The sequence below is a fragment of the Pedobacter humicola genome (genome assembly GCF_056490705.1).
The window spans coordinates 95089-113274 of the sequence record NZ_JBWJIG010000007.1 but is presented as its reverse complement, the minus strand read 5'-3'; the positions used below and the strand labels follow the sequence as shown (position 1 = coordinate 113274).

At 40.3% G+C, this 18186-nt stretch carries 13 protein-coding genes; 11 read left to right on the top strand and 2 right to left on the bottom strand.

Annotated elements, in window-relative coordinates; translation table 11 throughout:
- Window positions 1-7 precede the first annotated feature (7 nt).
- The 4 genes from AC04Q1_RS13105 to AC04Q1_RS13090 all read left to right on the top strand — a co-directional run bounded on the left by AC04Q1_RS13105 (window position 8) and on the right by AC04Q1_RS13090 (window position 6366).
- The gene (locus AC04Q1_RS13105; protein ID WP_478365047.1) at window positions 8-1375 is read left to right on the top strand and encodes a glucoamylase family protein; all 1368 of its coding nucleotides are present in this window, start codon (window positions 8-10) and stop codon (window positions 1373-1375) included.
- Between the two features lies 1 nt (window position 1376).
- A complete protein-coding gene (locus tag AC04Q1_RS13100) occupies window positions 1377-3119 on the top strand; it encodes a discoidin domain-containing protein (protein ID WP_478365046.1) in 1743 nt (580 codons plus the stop codon).
- Between the two features lie 102 nt (window positions 3120-3221).
- Complete coding sequence (gene bglX / locus AC04Q1_RS13095; RefSeq protein ID WP_478365045.1) at window positions 3222-5519, top strand: beta-glucosidase BglX; 2298 nt, start codon at window positions 3222-3224, stop codon at window positions 5517-5519.
- Window positions 5520-5586: 67 nt separating this feature from the next.
- Complete coding sequence (locus AC04Q1_RS13090; protein ID WP_478365044.1) at window positions 5587-6366, top strand: carboxylesterase family protein; 780 nt, start codon at window positions 5587-5589, stop codon at window positions 6364-6366.
- A gap of 279 nt (window positions 6367-6645) precedes the next feature.
- On the opposite strand, the gene AC04Q1_RS13085 is transcribed toward AC04Q1_RS13090, so the two are convergent.
- Together AC04Q1_RS13085 and AC04Q1_RS13080 are read right to left on the bottom strand one after the other, a co-directional pair.
- Window positions 6646-7374: a YebC/PmpR family DNA-binding transcriptional regulator gene (locus tag AC04Q1_RS13085; protein ID WP_316845373.1), complete on the bottom strand. Its 729-nt coding sequence runs from the start codon at window positions 7372-7374 to the stop codon at window positions 6646-6648.
- 59 nt (window positions 7375-7433) lie between these two features.
- Window positions 7434-8378, bottom strand: a complete 945-nt coding sequence (locus tag AC04Q1_RS13080; RefSeq protein WP_478365043.1) for an NAD-dependent epimerase/dehydratase family protein — start codon at window positions 8376-8378, stop codon at window positions 7434-7436.
- Between the two features lie 212 nt (window positions 8379-8590).
- Here AC04Q1_RS13080 and AC04Q1_RS13075 point away from each other — a divergent pair, with 212 nt between their 5' ends.
- The 7 genes from AC04Q1_RS13075 (at window position 8591) to AC04Q1_RS13045 (ending at window position 18185) form a co-directional block, all read left to right on the top strand.
- Window positions 8591-9151 carry an RNA polymerase sigma factor gene (locus tag AC04Q1_RS13075; RefSeq protein ID WP_478365042.1) on the top strand — a complete coding sequence of 187 codons (561 nt, stop codon included), beginning with the start codon at window positions 8591-8593 and terminating at the stop codon, window positions 9149-9151.
- A gap of 106 nt (window positions 9152-9257) precedes the next feature.
- A complete protein-coding gene (locus tag AC04Q1_RS13070) occupies window positions 9258-10280 on the top strand; it encodes a FecR family protein (protein WP_478365041.1) in 1023 nt (340 codons plus the stop codon).
- A 192-nt stretch (window positions 10281-10472) separates the two neighbouring features.
- Window positions 10473-13403, top strand: a complete 2931-nt coding sequence (locus AC04Q1_RS13065) for a TonB-dependent receptor (protein ID WP_478365040.1) — start codon at window positions 10473-10475, stop codon at window positions 13401-13403.
- A gap of 48 nt (window positions 13404-13451) precedes the next feature.
- Window positions 13452-14357 carry a sugar phosphate isomerase/epimerase family protein gene (locus tag AC04Q1_RS13060; protein WP_478365039.1) on the top strand — a complete coding sequence of 302 codons (906 nt, stop codon included), beginning with the start codon at window positions 13452-13454 and terminating at the stop codon, window positions 14355-14357.
- A 279-nt stretch (window positions 14358-14636) separates the two neighbouring features.
- Window positions 14637-15221, top strand: coding sequence for a gluconate 2-dehydrogenase subunit 3 family protein (locus AC04Q1_RS13055; protein WP_478365038.1), 585 nt, complete (start codon window positions 14637-14639; stop codon window positions 15219-15221).
- A 25-nt stretch (window positions 15222-15246) separates the two neighbouring features.
- Window positions 15247-16947 (top strand): GMC oxidoreductase, encoded by a 1701-nt coding sequence (locus AC04Q1_RS13050; protein ID WP_478365037.1) that lies wholly within the window; start codon window positions 15247-15249, stop codon window positions 16945-16947.
- 80 nt (window positions 16948-17027) lie between these two features.
- Window positions 17028-18185 carry a Gfo/Idh/MocA family protein gene (locus AC04Q1_RS13045; RefSeq protein ID WP_478365036.1) on the top strand — a complete coding sequence of 386 codons (1158 nt, stop codon included), beginning with the start codon at window positions 17028-17030 and terminating at the stop codon, window positions 18183-18185.
- The last annotated feature ends 1 nt before the right edge of the window (window position 18186 follow it).

Sequence of the window (18186 nt, the reverse complement as noted above, 5' to 3'; positions counted from 1 at the left end):
AGCAGCAATGAAATTGATATTCCGAAACTTCCTTTTATCCTCCTTTATCCTTTTCGCATTGTCATCGTGTGCACAGCGTGAAAAACAAACCTACAATCCCGATCTATCGATCAAAAAAAATCTTTCCGATATCGAATTGTTAGATCTGGTTCAAAAGCAAACCTTCCAATATTTTTGGGATGGTGCCGAACCAACATCAGGAGCAGGCAGAGAACGTTTCCATGTGGATAATGTATATCCTGAAAATGACAAGAACACAGTAGCTACCGGAGCTACAGGCTTTGGCCTGATGGCTATTTTAAGCGGGATAGACAGGGGTTATGTGAGTAAAAATGATGGGTATGACCGTTTAAATAAAATATTGGATTTTTTGACCAGGGCCGATCGCTTTCATGGGGCATGGCCGCATTGGATAAATGGTGAAACCGCTAAAGTACGTCCGTTTGGGCGAAAAGATAATGGAGGCGATCTTGTAGAGACTTCTTTCGTTGCACAGGCTTTAATCTGCATCAACGAATATTATAAAAATGGAACCGAACCAGAAAAAGCATTGGCAAAAAAAGCAGATGAGCTTTGGAAAGGCATCGATTTCAACTGGTTCCGCAACGGAGAGAATGTGTTGTACTGGCACTGGTCGCCAACGTACAACTGGGAAATGAACTTTCCTGTTAAAGGCTACAACGAATGTTTAATTATGTATGTCATGGCGGCCTCATCCCCTACGCATAGCATCCCTGCCCAGGTTTATCATGAGGGTTGGGCCAGAGGAGGTGCAATTAAAGCTAATTTCGATCTGTATGGCCATCATATCCCATTAGATTATCAAGGTGCAAAAAATTCTGTAGGTCCTTTATTTTGGGCGCATTATTCCTATTTAGGCTTAAACCCAAAAGGTTTAAAAGACCGCTATGCTGATTATTGGGAAAACAATGTAAATCAAACTTTGGCCATACATGATTATTGTGTGGCCAATCCGAAGAAATTTAAAGGGTATGGCGAAAATAACTGGGGATTAACAGCCAGCTACTCCGTAAAAGGTTATGCCGCGCACAGCCTTCAGGAAGATTACGGGGTAATCTCTCCTACTGCTGCCATCTCATCTATCCCATACACCCCAAAAGAATCAATGAAGGTCATCAGACATCTTTACGAAAACCTGGGTGATAAAGTGTGGGGCAAATACGGTTTTTACGATGCCTTTTCAGAGCAGGACAGCTGGTATCCAAAAAGATATTTGGGAATCGATCAGGGGCCCATGGTGGTGATGATCGAAAATTATAGATCAGGGCTCCTGTGGAAATTATTTATGGGAAATAAAGATGTTCAGAGCGGATTAAACAAATTAGGTTTCGACTATCCAGCTTTAAAAAAATAAAATGAGAAGGTTAATTACAATATTATTTTTGTTTTGCTCGGTTTCCGTATTTGGACAGAAACAAAAAACCTATTGCAACCCAATTAATGTGGATTATGGATATACACCCTTCGAATCTTTTACCGAGTGGGGAAAACACCGTGCCACTGCCGATCCGGTAATCGTTAATTATAAGGGAGACTTTTATCTTTTCAGCACCAACCAGTGGGGTTACTGGCATAGTGCCGATATGTTGAACTGGAAATTCCACGAAAGAAAGTTTCTCCGCCCCTGGAACAAAACCAAAGACGAACTCTGCGCACCCGGAGTAGGTATTGTTGGCGATACCATGGTGGTTTTTGGCAGCACTTATACGAAAAACTTCACCTTGTGGGGCAGCACCGACCCCAAAGGGAACAAATGGTTTCCATTGGTAGATTCTTTAGAAATCGGCGGTTGGGATCCATCGTTCTTTACCGATGATGATGGCAAATTTTACATGTACAACGGAAGCAGTAACAACTACCCAATGTATGGTGTAGAATTAGACCGCAAAACCTTTCAGCCAAAAGGAACCCGCACACCAATGTATTTGCTTCAGAGCTGGAGATATGGCTGGCAACGTTTTGGCGAATACATGGATGATACTTTCCTTGATCCTTTTGCCGAAGGTGCCTGGATGACCAAACACAATGGCAAATATTATTTTCAATATGGCGCTCCCGGAACCGAATTTAGCGGCTATTCTGATGGTGTGGTAGTTGGTAGCAAACCTTTATTTTACGATAGTCCATCCACCCCACAATCAGACCCTTTGAGTTATAAAGGCGGTGGATTTTCGCGTGGTGCCGGTCATGGGGCAACTTTTCAGGACAATAGCAAAAATTACTGGCACATTTCTACCAGCATCATCTGCGTAAAAAACACCTGGGAACGTAGAATGGGTATTTGGCCAACTGGTTTCGATAAAGACGACGTGATGTGGACCAACACCGCTTTTGGCGATTACCCACTTTATTTACCATCCGAAAGAAAAGAAGGTGGCCCTGCCGGACCAGGTTGGATGCTTATCAACTATAAAAAGCCAGTTACGGTTTCCTCTACTTTAGGAAGCTTTAATGCGAATAACGCTGTTGACGAAAGCATTAAAACCTATTGGAGTGCAAAAACAGCTAACAATGGCGAATGGATCCAGACCGATTTAGGGAGCCTTGCAACGGTTAATGCCATACAGATCAATTATGCCGATCAGGATGCTGAATTTATTGGCAAACAAACAGGAATTTTTCATCAATATAAAATCCTGTCTTCAACCGATGGTAAAAAGTGGACTACACTTGTGGATAAAAGCCAGAACAAAACCGATGTTCCACACGATTACATCGAACTCCAAAAGCCGGTAAAAACGAGGTTTATCAAAATGGTAAACATCCATATGCCTACCGGAAAATTTGCCATCAGCGGTCTGCGTGTTTTCGGGAATGGCAATGGAGAAAAACCTACAAAAGTTAAAAACCTCATTGTATTGAGGACAGAAAAAGATAAACGCAGTGCCTACATCAAATGGGAACCTGTAGATAATGCCTTTGCCTATAACCTTTATTATGGAACGGCACCAGATAAGCTATACAACTGCATTATGATCCATGATTTTAATGAATATTGGTTCAAAGCAATGGATAGCCAAAAAGCTTATTACTTTGCCATTGAGGCGATAAATGAGAATGGTGTCTCTGTAAAAACAGAGGTAAAGAAAGTTGATTAATAAAACACAGCCCACGTTTGTTTATAACGGGTGGCATGTAAATAACCAATCGTTTTTAACGATAAGATAGATTTAATTAGTAAAGAGTAAACACACATAATAATGAAGAGAGCGAATATCCTGGTTGTTTTTTTAACCCTGCTTGTGCTGAACGGATCAGCACAGACCAAAAAACCTGTTTCGGCGGCAGATGCAAAGATGAATACGTTCATCAGCAACCTGATGTCGAAAATGACTGTAGATGAAAAAATCGGTCAGTTGAACCTCCCAAGTTCTGGTGACATCACCACCGGACAGGCCAACAGCAGCGACATTTCCAAAAAGATTAAAAACGGGCAGGTTGGCGGTTTATTCAACATAAAAGGTGTAGATAAAATTAAAGCAGTTCAGAAGATTGCTGTTGAAAATAGCCGTATGAAAATTCCTTTACTTTTCGGAATGGATGTAATTCACGGTTATAATACTGTTTTTCCAATTCCTTTGGGCATTAGCTGTATTTGGGATATGAATACTGTACAAAAATCGGCAAGAATTGCGGCAATAGAGGCCAGTGCAAGTGGGATTAACTGGACATTTTCGCCGATGGTTGATATTTCGAGAGACCCACGCTGGGGCCGTATTTCGGAAGGAAGCGGTGAAGATCCTTATTTGGGATCGCAGATCGCTGCTGCCATGGTAAAAGGTTATCAAGGAAAACTTCAGGCCAATAATGAGATTTTAGCCTGCGTGAAACATTATGCACTTTACGGTGCTGCCGAAGCGGGTAGAGATTACAATACAACGGATATGAGCAGGGTACGCATGTACAACGAGTATTTCCCACCTTACAAAGCAGCTGTGGATGCCGGTGCAGCCAGTATCATGGCCTCTTTTAATGAGGTAGATGGCATTCCTGCAACCGGAAGCAAATGGTTAATGACCGATGTTCTCCGCAACCAATGGGGTTTCAAAGGTTTTGTAGTAACAGATTATACCGGTATTCCTGAAATGATTGCACATGGCATGGGCGATTTACAAACTGTTTCTGCCCTGGCTTTAAATGCTGGTATCGATATGGACATGGTTGGTGAAGGCTTCTTAGGTACGTTAAAAAAATCGTTGGCAGAGAAAAAAGTTGGCCTGGCCCAAATAGATAGGGCGTGTAGACTGGTGCTTCAGGCCAAATATAAATTGGGCTTGTTTACCGATCCTTATAAATTCTGCAATACTGAAAGAGCAGAAAAAGAAGTTTTTAGTCCGGCTAACCGCCAGGTAGCACGGGAAGTTGCCGGAGAAAGTTTTGTTCTATTGAAAAACAACAATAATTTACTGCCTCTAAAAAAATCTGGCACCATTGGTTTAATCGGTCCATTGGCCGATAATACCGCCAACATGTATGGTACATGGAGTGTTGCCGCCCTTTTTGATCAATCGGTAACGGTACTTCAGGGTTTAAAAAGTGCCCTGGGTAATGATGCAAAAATATTAACGGCCCGAGGAGCAAATTTCCTAGGCGATTCTACAATGGAACACCGATATGTAAACATCCACAACCCTACTTATAAACGCGATCCGCGAACTGAGGCTGAAATGATTAAAGAAGCTTTAGAGGTTGCTAAAAAGTCGGATGTGATTGTGGCTACCATTGGCGAAGGTTCTGAATTTACCGGCGAAAGCAGTAGTGTAACCGATATCCAGATTCCTGAAACCCAGAAAAACCTGTTAAAGGCATTGGCTAAAACAGGCAAGCCTGTGGTTTTGGTATTGTTTACAGGCCGTCCGCTGGCATTAAACTGGGAACAAGAAAATATTCCGGCAATTTTAAATGTCTGGTTTCCAGGCAGCGAGGCAGGGAGCGCCATTGCCGACGTACTTTTTGGTGATGTGAATCCTTCAGGCAAATTGAGTGCAACTTTCCCCCAAAATGTGGGTCAGGTGCCTTTGTACTATGCACATAAAAATACCGGCCGGCCACTGGCAGACGGTAAATGGTTCGAAAAATTCCGTTCTAATTATTTAGACGTAAGCAACGATCCTTTATATCCTTTCGGTTTCGGGTTAAGCTATACCACCTTTAACTATAGCGATATCAAGCTAAGTTCAAATACCTTAACAAAAGGAAAATCGATCACCGCATCGGTTAGCTTAAGCAATACAGGTAAATATGAAGGCAAAGAGGTGGTTCAGCTCTACATCCAGGATCTTGTGGGTAGCATTACCCGTCCGGTTAAAGAATTAAAAGGTTTCCAAAAAGTGGGTTTAAAGGCAGGAGAAAGTAAAACCATCACCTTTAACATTTCGGAAAACGACCTTAAGTTTTACAATTCCGATTTAAAATTCGCGGCAGAACCTGGCGATTTTAAAGTATTTATCGGTACAAATTCGCGCGATGTAAAAGAAGCATCTTTTACGCTGAAATAAAGATAATTAGGTTTGGTTATAAATCCTGTGCTATTGTAAAGTAGCCAGGGTTTTCTATTTTTGTTGGATGAAAAAGATTATTCTAACTATCTGCATTCTTTTTTCTGTACTCTTTTTAAACGCTCAGGACTTAAAAAAATACGACAAGGGTAGCTTTATCAAAGGAAAGGATTCTATTTATTATAGGATTTTGTTTCCCGAAAATTTTAATCCCGACCAAAAATACCCACTTATCATCTTTCTGCATGGCGTTGGCGAAAGGGGGATTGATAACGGCAATCAATTGTTACATGGCGGAAAATTATTCCTGAAGAAAGATGTACGTAAAAATTTTCCTGCCATAGTAGTTTTCCCTCAATGTCCACCTAACGATTTTTGGGCAAATGCCAAATTCGATAAAGATGCCAATGGCAAAAGGAAAATCAGTTTTGTTGAAGGTGGTAAGCCAACCAAAATTATGCATGCACTACAAGGAATGCTCAAAGATTTTTTTAAAAAGCCTTATGTAAATAAAGAACAGATTTATGTGGGTGGTTTATCAATGGGCGGAATGGGCACATACGAACTGTTAAGAAGAGAACATCGTAAAATTGCAGCTGCCATTGCCATCTGTGGGGGCGATAACACCAATAACATTAAAAAATACCAGAAAATACCGCTTTGGATTTTTCATGGGGCAAAAGATGATGTGGTTGATCCCGTATTTTCGATCGCTATTGCCGAACGTTTAAAAACCGTTGGCGATGAAGTGAAGTTTACACTTTATCCAAATGCCAGCCACAACAGCTGGGACAGCGCATTTGCAGAACCAGAATTATTGAGCTGGTTGTTTTCGCATAAGAAATAATATAACGATCCGTCACACTGAACTTCTTTCAGTATCTATCTGGAATAAATCCGATAACTATCGGATCAGGATAACGATGGGGAAACTTGTCAGGTTTAAGTTATCCAGGTTAACCCGTTAAGGCTAGCCCAACAAAATGAAAAGCCCGGAGTTTGAGGAACGAGACCGAGGACTTGAGATGACGGTGCGACTGCTATAACCGATAAGCATAGGTTTTGCTGTTCAAAAAAAAGGGCTTAAAGAAAAATCTTTAAGCCCAAGTAAATTTATTCAATGCCCTTACTCCGCCATATTGTGATAAACCGCCTGCACATCATCATCTTCTTCTAACTTATCGATCAATTTCAATACGTCGGCAGCCTGCTCTTCCGTAACCTCATGATGAGATAAAGCAATTCGCTCTAATTTTGAGCTTTTTAACTCAATGCCTTTTTCCTCTAAAGCCTTTTGTAAAGAACCAAAGTTTTCGAAAGCACCTTGAGCCACCACGATATCATTTCCTTCTTCATCAGCCTCTACATATAATTCTTCTAAACCTGCGTCAATTAATTCGAATTCCAATTCTTCCAGGTCTAAACCCTCGGTAGCAGCAAAGCGGAAAATTGATTTACGGTTAAAAACAAAGTCTAAGGATCCGGTTTTACCCAAAGAACCATCAGTTTTGTTAAAATAACTACGCACGTTTGCCACGGTACGGTTGGTATTATCGGTAGCTGTTTCAATTAAAACCGCAACTCCATGAGGTGCATAACCTTCATACACAATTTCTTCATAGTTGGCCATCGATTTATCAGATGCACGCTTAATAGCCGCCTCCACCCTATCTTTTGGCATATTTACGGCCTTCGCATTTTGCATCGCCGTACGTAAACGTGAGTTGGTTTCTGGATGAGGTCCGGATTCCTTAACCGCCATTACGATATCTTTACCAATACGCGTAAACTGAACCGCCATTTTGGCCCAACGCTTAAATTTTCTCTCTTTTCTAAATTCGAATGCTCTTCCCATTTTGTAGTATTGAGATGTGAGATATGAGACCTTATGCCTTCAAACCCTCTACCGTTATATTATTTTTTTAAATTATTTAACATATCAATTGTCAGTTTCGATAAATCGAACTCTGGCTTCCAGCCCCAATCCTTTGTAGCGTAGTTATCGTCGATAGAACGTGGCCAGCTGTTTGCAATTTGCTGACGGGGATCGTTAGCGCCGTAAGTTAATGTAAAATCTGGAATATGCTTTCTGATTTCTGCGGCCAAAACCTCAGGTGTAAAACTTACGCCTCCAAAATTATAACTGCTACGTACTGAAATCTGATCGGCAGGAGCATCCATCAGCTCAATGGTTCCGCGGATCGCATCGTCCATATACATCATTGGCAATTCCGTATCTGCGTTTAAAAAACTCTGGTAACTGCCCTTCTTCAATGCATCGTGAAAAATGTGAATGGCATAATCTGTTGTTCCACCACCTGGTGCAGCTTTCCAGCTGATTAATCCGGGATAACGGATACTACGTACATCCAGTCCGTATTTTTGGTTGTAATATTCGCACCAACGTTCTCCTGCCAGTTTACTGATTCCGTAAACGGTATTCGGATCCATTACACAATATTGTGAAGTATTATCTTTTGGCGAATTCGGACCAAATACAGCGATAGAACTTGGCCAATATACTTTTGCGGTTTTATATTCTAAGGCTAAATCCAAAACATTCAGCAAACCATTCATATTTAAATCCCAGGCCAGTTTTGGGTTTTGCTCACCGGTAGCCGATAATAAAGCCGCCAAAAGGTAAACCTGTGTGGGTTTGTACTTATGGAAAATGCCATTGATCATTTCTTTATCCAGCACATTCACAAATTCAAACGGTGCAGAGTTTTTGATGTCGTAATCTGGCCTGCGGATATCGCATGCAACCACATGATCATCACCATATATTTTACGTAACATGGTTACCAACTCGGTACCAATTTGCCCGTTAGAGCCTAAAACAACAATTTTTTCTTGCATAATTTTTTAGAGATTGAGCAAAGGTAAAAAAATGAGATAAAAGGCGATAAAATATTTATATTTAAGAGAGGGTTAATCGGTTAATTGTAAAAACTGGCCAACTGTAAACCCAAACTCAAGAGACTCCATAACATTACAACTTTCAAACGGTTCAACATTTCAACATTAATTTTATACATTTACTACACGTTCCCGCATTAACCAAATAACAAATGACCCACGCTGAGCCTGAAAAATCTTCTGATTTACTTAGCCGCCTAAAACAGGGCGATAAGCAGGCTTACGAAACCATTTATTTCACCTATAGTAAAGAACTGCTATTTGCGGCCTATAAAAAAACAGGCGATAAAGTGATTGCCGAAGAGCTGGTTCAGAATATCTTCATCTCCCTTTGGGAAAAACGAAAGGAAGTACAGATCAATAATCTGCAAGCTTATTTATTTGGTGCATTAAAATTAAGTGTGATCAACCATATCCGGACGCTGGTGATGGAAAATAAATATATGGAATACCAAACGCTCACTTATTCAGAAAATCATCAGGATACTGCAAACATAGTCGATCTCCGGGATTTATCTTCCATTATAGAAGAAAGCATCAATTCTCTACCCGAAAAAACTCAGGAAGTTTTTAGGTTAAGCCGCTACCAGCACCAATCTACCAAAGATATTTCCACCGGCTTAAACATCTCCGAAAAGGCTGTAGAATACCATATTACCCGGTCTATCAAAAGGATCAAAGAATATATTAAAAATTTTTACATCTTTTTATAGCTGAATATCAGTTAATTACATTTTATCTCGTTTTATTTCACTTGCACCTTTAGGGTTTAGCGTTCATTGCGTTACTTGTATAATATAGAGCCAAATATTCTTTCTTATGAATCAGAAATCATTTTACGATTTATTAAACCGTTATGAAAACGGAAATTGTACCGAAGCCGAAAAGCTTTGGGTAGATAAATGGTATCATCATTTAAATAACAGGGATTTTAAGGATCTATCTGCAACTGCACTCGATGAAATGCAGACCAATACCTGGTTAAACATCAATAGTATCGAACGCAAACCAACACAAGTTTTAAAAGTTAAAAGGCTTTGGCCAAAGTTCGTCGTTGCGGCGGCTATATTGGTAGCTTTTCTTATCGGCGGATTATATTTAACGAATTACAATCATGCCCAACAATCTTTTATCGATGAAAATGAAGGCCTGAATTTAATCAGCAAAACAAATGAGAGCGATAGTAGCATGATTATAACGCTGAGTGACGAAAGTAAGGTAACACTTAAACCACAGGCCAATATTATTTACCCAAAAGTTTTTGCTGCTCATAAAAGAATGGTTTATTTAAAGGGAAGTGCATTTTTTTCGGTGAGTAAAAATCCTAAACGGCCTTTCTATGTTTATAATCAAAAACTGGTTGTTCGTGTTTTGGGCACCAGCTTTTGGGTAAAATCTTCAACAGATCAACTTCCTGCCCAAGTTGCGGTAAGAACAGGAAAAGTTCAGGTTCGGGAAAATGAGAAAAGTGCGCTTTTTACCTTCTCGGAAGAGAAACTCGCCAAACCTATTTTACTTACGCCAAACCAGAAAGGTATTTTTGCTGATCACAATTTAAAGAAAACTTTGGTAAGCAAACCCATTCCTTTAGCTGAGGCGTATAATGTGCCAACAAGTTTAAGCTATAATTTCAAGGAAGAAAGCATCAAGGATATTTTCAGCACTTTATCTGAAGCTTATGGAATAGAAATAAGATCTGATAATGAGCAGATTTCTAATTATACTTTCACGGGAGATTTAAGCAAAAAAGGACTATATGAGCAGCTAGACCTCATCTGCGGATCCATATCAAGCAAATATTACATCCAGGGAACCAGTATTTTGGTCTCCAATAAAAACTAACCAAATATAATATGATGAAGAAAAACTACAATACCAACAGCCCATAACCGCGGCACCATTTTCCATAATATTTTTCTAAAAAACAAAGCCGACAATGTGGGGCATTGCCGGCGAGTTAAATACATTAGAAATGTATTCATGGTATTTCTATGTCCAATAAATCCAATCATTTAATGAACAATAACCAAATTTATGAAAAAAAATCAACTTATTTCGCTGGCGATATATGCAATGAGAGTTTCGATTTACCAAATACTTGCAATAATAATTTTTACCTGCGGTGCATTTGCCAAAAATGTCGACGCCCAGGATTTTCTGAATAAACCAATTTCGATCAAAGCCGATCAAACAGATATTAAAACCATCATAGAGAAAACAGAACACTTAGCCAATGTGAAGTTTGTTTACAGTCCACAATTAATAAACTCCGACCGTAAAGTTTCCATTAATGTGGTAAACCAAAAGCTTAAATACTTTCTTGAGAATTCGCTAAAACGTTATGACGTGGGATATAGGATAGTTAAAGATCAGATTTTGCTCTATTCTATTCCCGCCAATAACAACTTAGAACTGCTAAAAGCTTTCGAAGGTATTGTTACCGGAAAAGTAACCGACAGTAAAGGAAATGCCATTCCGGGCGTATCGGTTACCGTTAAAGGTAAATCAATCGGAACCACCACCGATGTAAACGGTGCTTTCTCTTTAAAAGGTTTAACCGTTGATAGCCGCGTACTGATAGTGCGCTATGTAGGTTTTATTTCAAAAGAAGTAAACTTATCACCTGGAAATGCCGACGAAAACCTGAATATCACCCTATCCGAAGATAATCTCCAGTTAGAAAGTGTGATGGTAACCGGGGGTAACCCGAAGAAAAAATTAGAGAGTAGTGTAGCACTTACCTCAGTGAGCAATAAAGATATCACCAACAGGGCACCCTTAAATAGTACCGATTTGCTAAAAGCCATACCTGGCTTAACGGTTGAGAGTACAGGTGGCGACGGCCCGGGCAACGTTTGGGTAAGGGGCTTTCCACAACAGGGTGGCTATATCTTTTTGGGTATCCAGGAAGATGGTTTACCGCTTTTGCCAACAGGTTTTAATACCAACCCATCGGTAGATCAATATTATAAAACAGATTTAACCATCCAGAATATTGAAGCCGTTAGAGGTGGTAACGCCTCAATCATCCAGGCCAATACACCAGGTGCTGTGGTTAACAACATCAGTTATGTGGGTGCCGATAAACAATACGGTCAGGTAAAATTTACCACGGGTTTTTCTCAGGGCTTATACCGTTTTGACGCCAATACGGGAGGAAAAATAAACGATCAGATCAAATACAACATCGGTGGTTTTTACCGCACGGATAATGGCGTGGTAGACCAAGGTTTTAACCCAGCCAATCAAGGAGGGCAGATTAAAGGTAACATGACTTTTAATTTCAAGAACAACAAAGGTTTTATCAGAGTGTACGGAAAATACCTGAATGACAAGGTTCAGTTCTTGTTAACGAGTTATTATCCTTATGATGGTACTGGAAAACCGACCACTTACCGCGATTACGATATGGCTTCACAATCGATCGTACCGCTTCAAACCGAATGGAGTTATAACGATCCTGCAACAGGAAACCACAACTTTAGCTTAACAGATGGTATCCATACCAAATTGGGATCTGGCGGCTTTCAGTTCAACTATTTAACAGATGGCGGCTGGCAGATTGTGAACAATTTCCGATACCAAAATACCCATACCAATTCTACGTACACCGTTCCGGCTGGAATTACGGCCAGAACTGCTGCAACTCCTTATTATTATCCAGGCGGTGCAGTTGCTCCATTCGTTACCGGCGACTATGTAATCACTTCATCAGCAAACGGACAAATCAATAGCGATAAGCAGATTGTTGATTATTTAGACCTGAAGAAGACCATTAAAAACCACAGTTTAGGCATCGGCGCAGGCATTCATCAATATAACCGCGACGATTTGCGTTATGCTTTCCGGTCGTTCTCAGAGTTTAAAGAACATCCAAGCATCATTTTGCAATCGCCTACAGCTGCAGAAAGAACAATTCAAACTAAAAACACCTTTATCGGCGATACCAGAACATTATCTGCCTATGCCACCGATGAGATTAAAATCTCAGAGAAATGGCGTTTGGATATCGGTGCAAGGATCGACAATCAGAATGTAAAGGGCGACAGACCATACTATGCCTTAAATGCAAACGGAACAGTAAATACTACAGCAGCTGCTACCGCAACAATTTTAGGATATACACCATACGATGAAACCCTAACCAATTGGTCAGCATCATTAGGTGCCAACTATAAGATCAACTCTACTGCGAGTATTTTCGCAAGAGCGACAAAAGCCTACAACGCACCAAATGTTGGCGATTACAATGCCGCCGCTTTTAATGCTGCAAACATTAAAAAACGCCCCGTGTACTTAGGTGAAGTAGGTTTTAAATATGCCAAGAACAATCTGGCCATTTTTGCCTCAGGCAGTTATTCGGCCATTAAAAATGTGTCGCTAACCATCAATGTTCCAACAACGGCTGCAGGTACACAAGCTTTGGTTGCCTTTGGTTCTACGCGTACTTTCAGTGCAGAGTATGAGGTTTCTTACAAAATAGCCAAACCATTGAGCTTACGTTTAACCGGAACCTTACAGGATTCCAAATATACGGACTACGAAGCTTCTACAAAGGGAAATGCAGCAGTATTGGCCGAATTTGGAGACCGTACCTATAGTTTTACCGGAAAAAGAACGGAACGTGTTCCGGTTTTAAATACTGAGCTTGGTGCAAACTACGATTACAAAAACTTTAACTTATATGTAGCAGCAAACTATGTGGGCAACCGTTTCACTTCGCCTAGCGATAGCTATAAATTACCAGCTTATGTAGTAATGAAAGCCGGGGCAGGATATAATTTCACTAAAAAAGTTTCAATAAGATTTTGGGCAGACAACTTGTTAAATGCAAAAGTTTTGACAGAAGGTGATGTTCGCGGAGATCAGTTCAGAGATTTCTCGACCGTGACCCCTGGCACATTAATGATTGGCAGAACATTACTTCAACGTACTTTCTGGGGATCATTGGCTTATTCATTTTAACAAACAAAACCGGAGTTTACGCTCCGGTTTTTTTAATTCTAAAACATCATGACAACAAGAAGATCATTTTTACAAAAAGTAAGCTTCGCCAGTGCAGCGGCCTTTTTAAGTCCATCATTCATTACGACAGCTTTTGCAGAGTCTGCTAAAGTCTCAAAAATCGGAATCGGTCTGTTCACCCTGCGCGAACAATTAACTGCTGACGTGAAAGCCACTATCGAACAAGTAGCTAAAATCGGGTACAACCAGGTAGAAACCTATTACGGTTATCCGGGAAAATACGAAGTGAAAGGTTTTTGGGGTTTAGAAGCTAAAGATTTCAACGCTTTATTAAAAAACAACGGACTCACCTCTCCCAGTGGCCACTATAATTTAACCGATTTTTTATCTACCGGCGACGATAAAGTATTAAAGTCGCACATCGAGACCGCGGCAACCGTGGGTCAGAAATATTTCGTCATCCCCGCACTGCCTACAGATATCAGAACCAATGGCTCATTAGACGATTACAAACGCATGGCCGCAAAATTTAATGACGCTGCTGCCCTTTGCCAGAAATCAGGTTTGAAACTGGCTTATCATAACCATAATTTCGAATTTAAAGACCAGGGAGGTGGTGTTACAGGTTACGATATTTTATTGAAGGAAACCGATGCCAAACTGGTCGGCTTTGAGCTCGATATCTTTTGGGCGGTAAATGCAGGATTGGATCCGGTTGAGATGTTCAGGAAAAATCCGGGTCGGTATAAGATGTTCCATGTAAAGGATATGGATAAAACAGACAAAGCTGTTTTTGTGGAAGTAGGTTCAGGAAGAATTGATTTTAAAAGCATTTTCGCCGCGTCAAAACTGGCTGGAGTAGATTATATTTTCACCGAACAGGATATCATTAAAAAAGAACCTTACAAGAGTGTCGCTGAAAGCTACAATTACATCAAAAAAAATCTACTTTAAGCAGATTTTAAGCAAAAAAAAATGCCATTTTATGATTTATTAGTAAAGAATGTACTCACCTATACTAAATGTATTTTTTACACCAAGTAAAAGAACTAAAAAATAGCGATCTAAATAGCAATAAAGCCATAAAATGACATTTATTTAGAACAATTCTACTCAGTAACAATCACATTGCAGACGAATATTTTACCGCTAAAAATTTACTCTTTTCGTTATATTTTTTCTAATATTACTAATTCAACACATAAGTAACCAATATATAAAATCATAAAGACGATGCACAGAAGAGAAGCACTCAAAAACGTTGCATTTTTGTTGGGAGGGGCAATCTCGGCAAGTACAATGGGCGTTTTGTTTGAAAGTTTTACGCTCCCCGAAAACGAAAAAAACTTCGTCCTCTATTCGCTAGAAGACGAAAAGATTTTTGCTGAATTTGCTGATATTATTGTTCCGACTACCAAATCATCTGCAGGAGCCAAAGCTGCGGGTTTGGGAAAATTTATTCCGATGATGATGAAAGATTGTTATCCTGCAACCATGCAAACCTCGTTTGCGCAGGGATTCAAGGATCTTCAGGCCAAATCGATGAAAGATTTCGGGAAAAGTTATGTCACTTTAACAGCGGCCGACCGTAAAAAACTAATGATCGATTTAAGGGCAATCGCTCTTGCGCAAAAAGAAAGCAAATCAGAAGAAAACAAAGATTTGGCTTACTTTTTTATTACCGCCAGAGATTTAACCTTACTTGGTTATTATTCTTCAGAAATTGGTTGTACCAAAGCACGTGAATATGTACTTATTCCGGGCCGGTATGACGGCAATGCGCCATTAAAACCAGGTCAAAAATCCTGGGCAACCTAATTTCTAACCACTACAACAAAACATCATGAATTTAAATACAAATTTAAAAGCAGAAAATACTTACGATGCTATTGTGATAGGATCGGGGATCAGTGGCGGCTGGGCTGCAAAAGAACTTACCGAGAAAGGTTTACGTGTGTTGATGCTTGAAAGAGGCATGAACATTGAGCACATTACAGGTTACGAAACGGCAATGAAAAATCCATGGGATTTTAAACATGCCGGTAAACTTACCGAAGAGCAAAAACGTACCCATCCGGTGCAAAAAAGAGATTACCCTTATCAGGAAGCAAACGAAAAATGGTGGGTAAATGATTTAGAGTGCCCATATACCGAAGATAAACGTTTCGATTGGTACCGTGGTTTCCACGTTGGTGGTAAATCTTTGATGTGGGGCCGTCAAAGTTACCGTTTCAGCGATCATAACTTTGAGGACAACAAAAAGGATGGTCATGGAACTGATTGGCCAATTCGGTATGCCGATCTTTCTCCCTGGTATGATTATGCAGAGCGATTTGCCGGAATTAGTGGATCAAAAGAAAATTGGCCAACCTGCCCTGACGGTGAATTTTTACCTCCAATGGATTTAAACATTGTAGAAAAATCGGTAAAGGCCCGTGTTGAAGAACATTACAAAAAAGAACGTATTATTATGATCGGCCGTGTTGCCAATCTTACTGTTCCGCACAAAGGCCGTGGAAATTGCCAATACAGGAACTTATGTAGCCGCGGTTGTCCTTTTGGCGCTTATTTCAGCACGCAATCTTCTACCCTACCTGCGGCAATGGCAACAAAAAGGTTAACGGTTAGACCATACTCGATCGTAAATCATATCATTTACGACAAGGACACCAAAAAAGCAAAAGGCGTAATGGTAATCGATGCGGAGACCAACAAAACAATGGAATTTTATGCAAAAATTGTTTTCGTTAATGGTTCTACATTAGGTTCAACATTTGTGCTGTTAAACTCAACATCCGAAGCCCATCCAAATGGATTAGGTAATGGAAGTGGCCAGTTAGGTCATAACTTAATGGATCACCATTTCCGTTGTGGAGCTAACGGAGAAGCTGAAGGCTTTGAGGATAAATATACTTATGGTCGCCGTGCAAACGGAATTTACGTACCGAGATATCAAAATATTGGTAACGATAAACGCGATTATTTACGTGGCTTCGGTTACCAGGGCGGTGCAAGCAGAAGCAACTGGCAAAGTGATGTTGCCGAGTTATCATTTGGTGCAGATCTGAAACAAAAAATGACTACCCCAGGAAAATGGACCATGGGATTGGGTGGTTTCGGAGAAATGTTACCTTATTATGAAAATAAGGTTTACATTGATAAAACCAAAAAAGACAAATGGGGTCAGCCGGTATTGGCAATCGATTGCGAATACAAAGAAAATGAGAAAAAAATGCGTGTGGATATGATGAACGATGCTGCCGAAATGTTAGAAAAAGCAGGCTTGAAAAACATCAAAACATTTGACAATGGCTGCTATCCAGGCATGGCCATCCATGAGCAAGGAACGGCAAGAATGGGTAACGATCCAAAAACATCGGTATTGAATAAATGGAACCAGATGCACGAAGTAAATAATGTTTTCGTAACGGATGGATCGTGCATGCCATCCATCGCTTGCCAAAATCCATCGCTAACATTTATGGCTTTAACTGCCCGCGCTTGTGATTATGCTGTAAAAGAATTAAAGAAAAAGAACATTTAAAACAGAGGTAAAAGGCTTAAGGTTTAAGGTATAGGGTAATAGCCCTACGCTTTAAACCTTTTGTCGTAACCTTATATTCTATGAAGAGAAAATTAAGAATGGGCATGATAGGCGGCGGAAAAGACGCGTTTATCGGTGCCGTACATCGTTTGGCTGCCAATATGGATGGTCTTATCGAATTATCTGCCGGAGCTTTAAGTGTAAATCCTGAAATCGGATACGAATCTGGAAAAATGTTATTTCTTCCGGATAACAGGATCTACACCAATTACGAAGAAATGCTGACCAAAGAAAGTGAACTGCCAGCAGATGAAAAAATTGATTTTGTAACGATTGTTACCCCAAACTTCGCTCACTTTGCGCCCGCAATGATGGCTTTGGATAAAGGTTTTAATGTGGTAATTGAAAAACCGATTACTTTAACCTTAGACGAAGCAAAACAGCTAAAAGCCAAAGTAGAAGAAACAGGTTTAACCTTATGTTTAACCCATACCTACTCGGGCTATCCGATGGTTAAACAAGCCAAACAAATGGTTAGCGAAGGTGCTTTAGGTGCCATCAGAAAAATAATCGTCGAATATCCTCAAGGCTGGTTAAGTACCCTTTCAGAACGTGAAGGTAATGCCCAGGCCGCCTGGCGAACTGATCCGTCTAAAACCGGAAAAAGTGGTAGTATGGGCGATATTGGTACCCATGCCGCACATCTGGCAGAATATATCTCTGGTTTAAAAATCACTAAGATCTGTGCCGATTTAAGTATTGTTGTTCCGGGTAGGGCCATTGATGACGACGGAAACGTATTGTTAAAATTCGATAACGGATCTAATGGGGTCCTCGTCGCCTCACAGATTGCGGCCGGAGAAGAAAACGCACTAAAAATTAGAATTTATGGCGAAAAGGGCGGCATGGAATGGCATCAAATGGAACCAAACACCTTAATTGTAAAATGGTTAAATGCTCCTGCCCAGATTTACAGAACAGGCAATGGTTACATGGGTAGTTTTGCGCAGCACAATACCCGTACACCCGGAGGCCACCCTGAAGGCTATTTAGAGGCATTTGCAAATATTTACAAAAATTTTGCGTTAACAGTGGATGCCAAGTTGAATAATGAGCAACCTACTGCAGAAATGTTAGACTTTCCTGGTACAGAAGACGGAATCAGAGGGATGGCATTTATCGAAAATGTAGTGGCTTCCAGTCAATCGGACCAAAAGTGGTTAGATTATAAATTATAAC

Excerpts from the sequence above, each read along its gene's own strand:
- AC04Q1_RS13105 (WP_478365047.1), top strand. The coding sequence starts at position 8 with ATGAAATTGATATTCCGAAACTTCCTTTTATCCTCCTTTATCCTTTTC.
- AC04Q1_RS13100 (WP_478365046.1), top strand. The coding sequence starts at position 1,377 with ATGAGAAGGTTAATTACAATATTATTTTTGTTTTGCTCGGTTTCCGTA.
- bglX (WP_478365045.1), top strand. The coding sequence starts at position 3,222 with ATGAAGAGAGCGAATATCCTGGTTGTTTTTTTAACCCTGCTTGTGCTG.
- AC04Q1_RS13090 (WP_478365044.1), top strand. The coding sequence starts at position 5,587 with ATGAAAAAGATTATTCTAACTATCTGCATTCTTTTTTCTGTACTCTTT.
- AC04Q1_RS13085 (WP_316845373.1), bottom strand. The coding sequence starts at position 7,374 with ATGGGAAGAGCATTCGAATTTAGAAAAGAGAGAAAATTTAAGCGTTGG.
- AC04Q1_RS13080 (WP_478365043.1), bottom strand. The coding sequence starts at position 8,378 with ATGCAAGAAAAAATTGTTGTTTTAGGCTCTAACGGGCAAATTGGTACC.
- AC04Q1_RS13075 (WP_478365042.1), top strand. The coding sequence starts at position 8,591 with ATGACCCACGCTGAGCCTGAAAAATCTTCTGATTTACTTAGCCGCCTA.
- AC04Q1_RS13070 (WP_478365041.1), top strand. The coding sequence starts at position 9,258 with ATGAATCAGAAATCATTTTACGATTTATTAAACCGTTATGAAAACGGA.
- AC04Q1_RS13065 (WP_478365040.1), top strand. The coding sequence starts at position 10,473 with ATGAAAAAAAATCAACTTATTTCGCTGGCGATATATGCAATGAGAGTT.
- AC04Q1_RS13060 (WP_478365039.1), top strand. The coding sequence starts at position 13,452 with ATGACAACAAGAAGATCATTTTTACAAAAAGTAAGCTTCGCCAGTGCA.
- AC04Q1_RS13055 (WP_478365038.1), top strand. The coding sequence starts at position 14,637 with ATGCACAGAAGAGAAGCACTCAAAAACGTTGCATTTTTGTTGGGAGGG.
- AC04Q1_RS13050 (WP_478365037.1), top strand. The coding sequence starts at position 15,247 with ATGAATTTAAATACAAATTTAAAAGCAGAAAATACTTACGATGCTATT.
- AC04Q1_RS13045 (WP_478365036.1), top strand. The coding sequence starts at position 17,028 with ATGAAGAGAAAATTAAGAATGGGCATGATAGGCGGCGGAAAAGACGCG.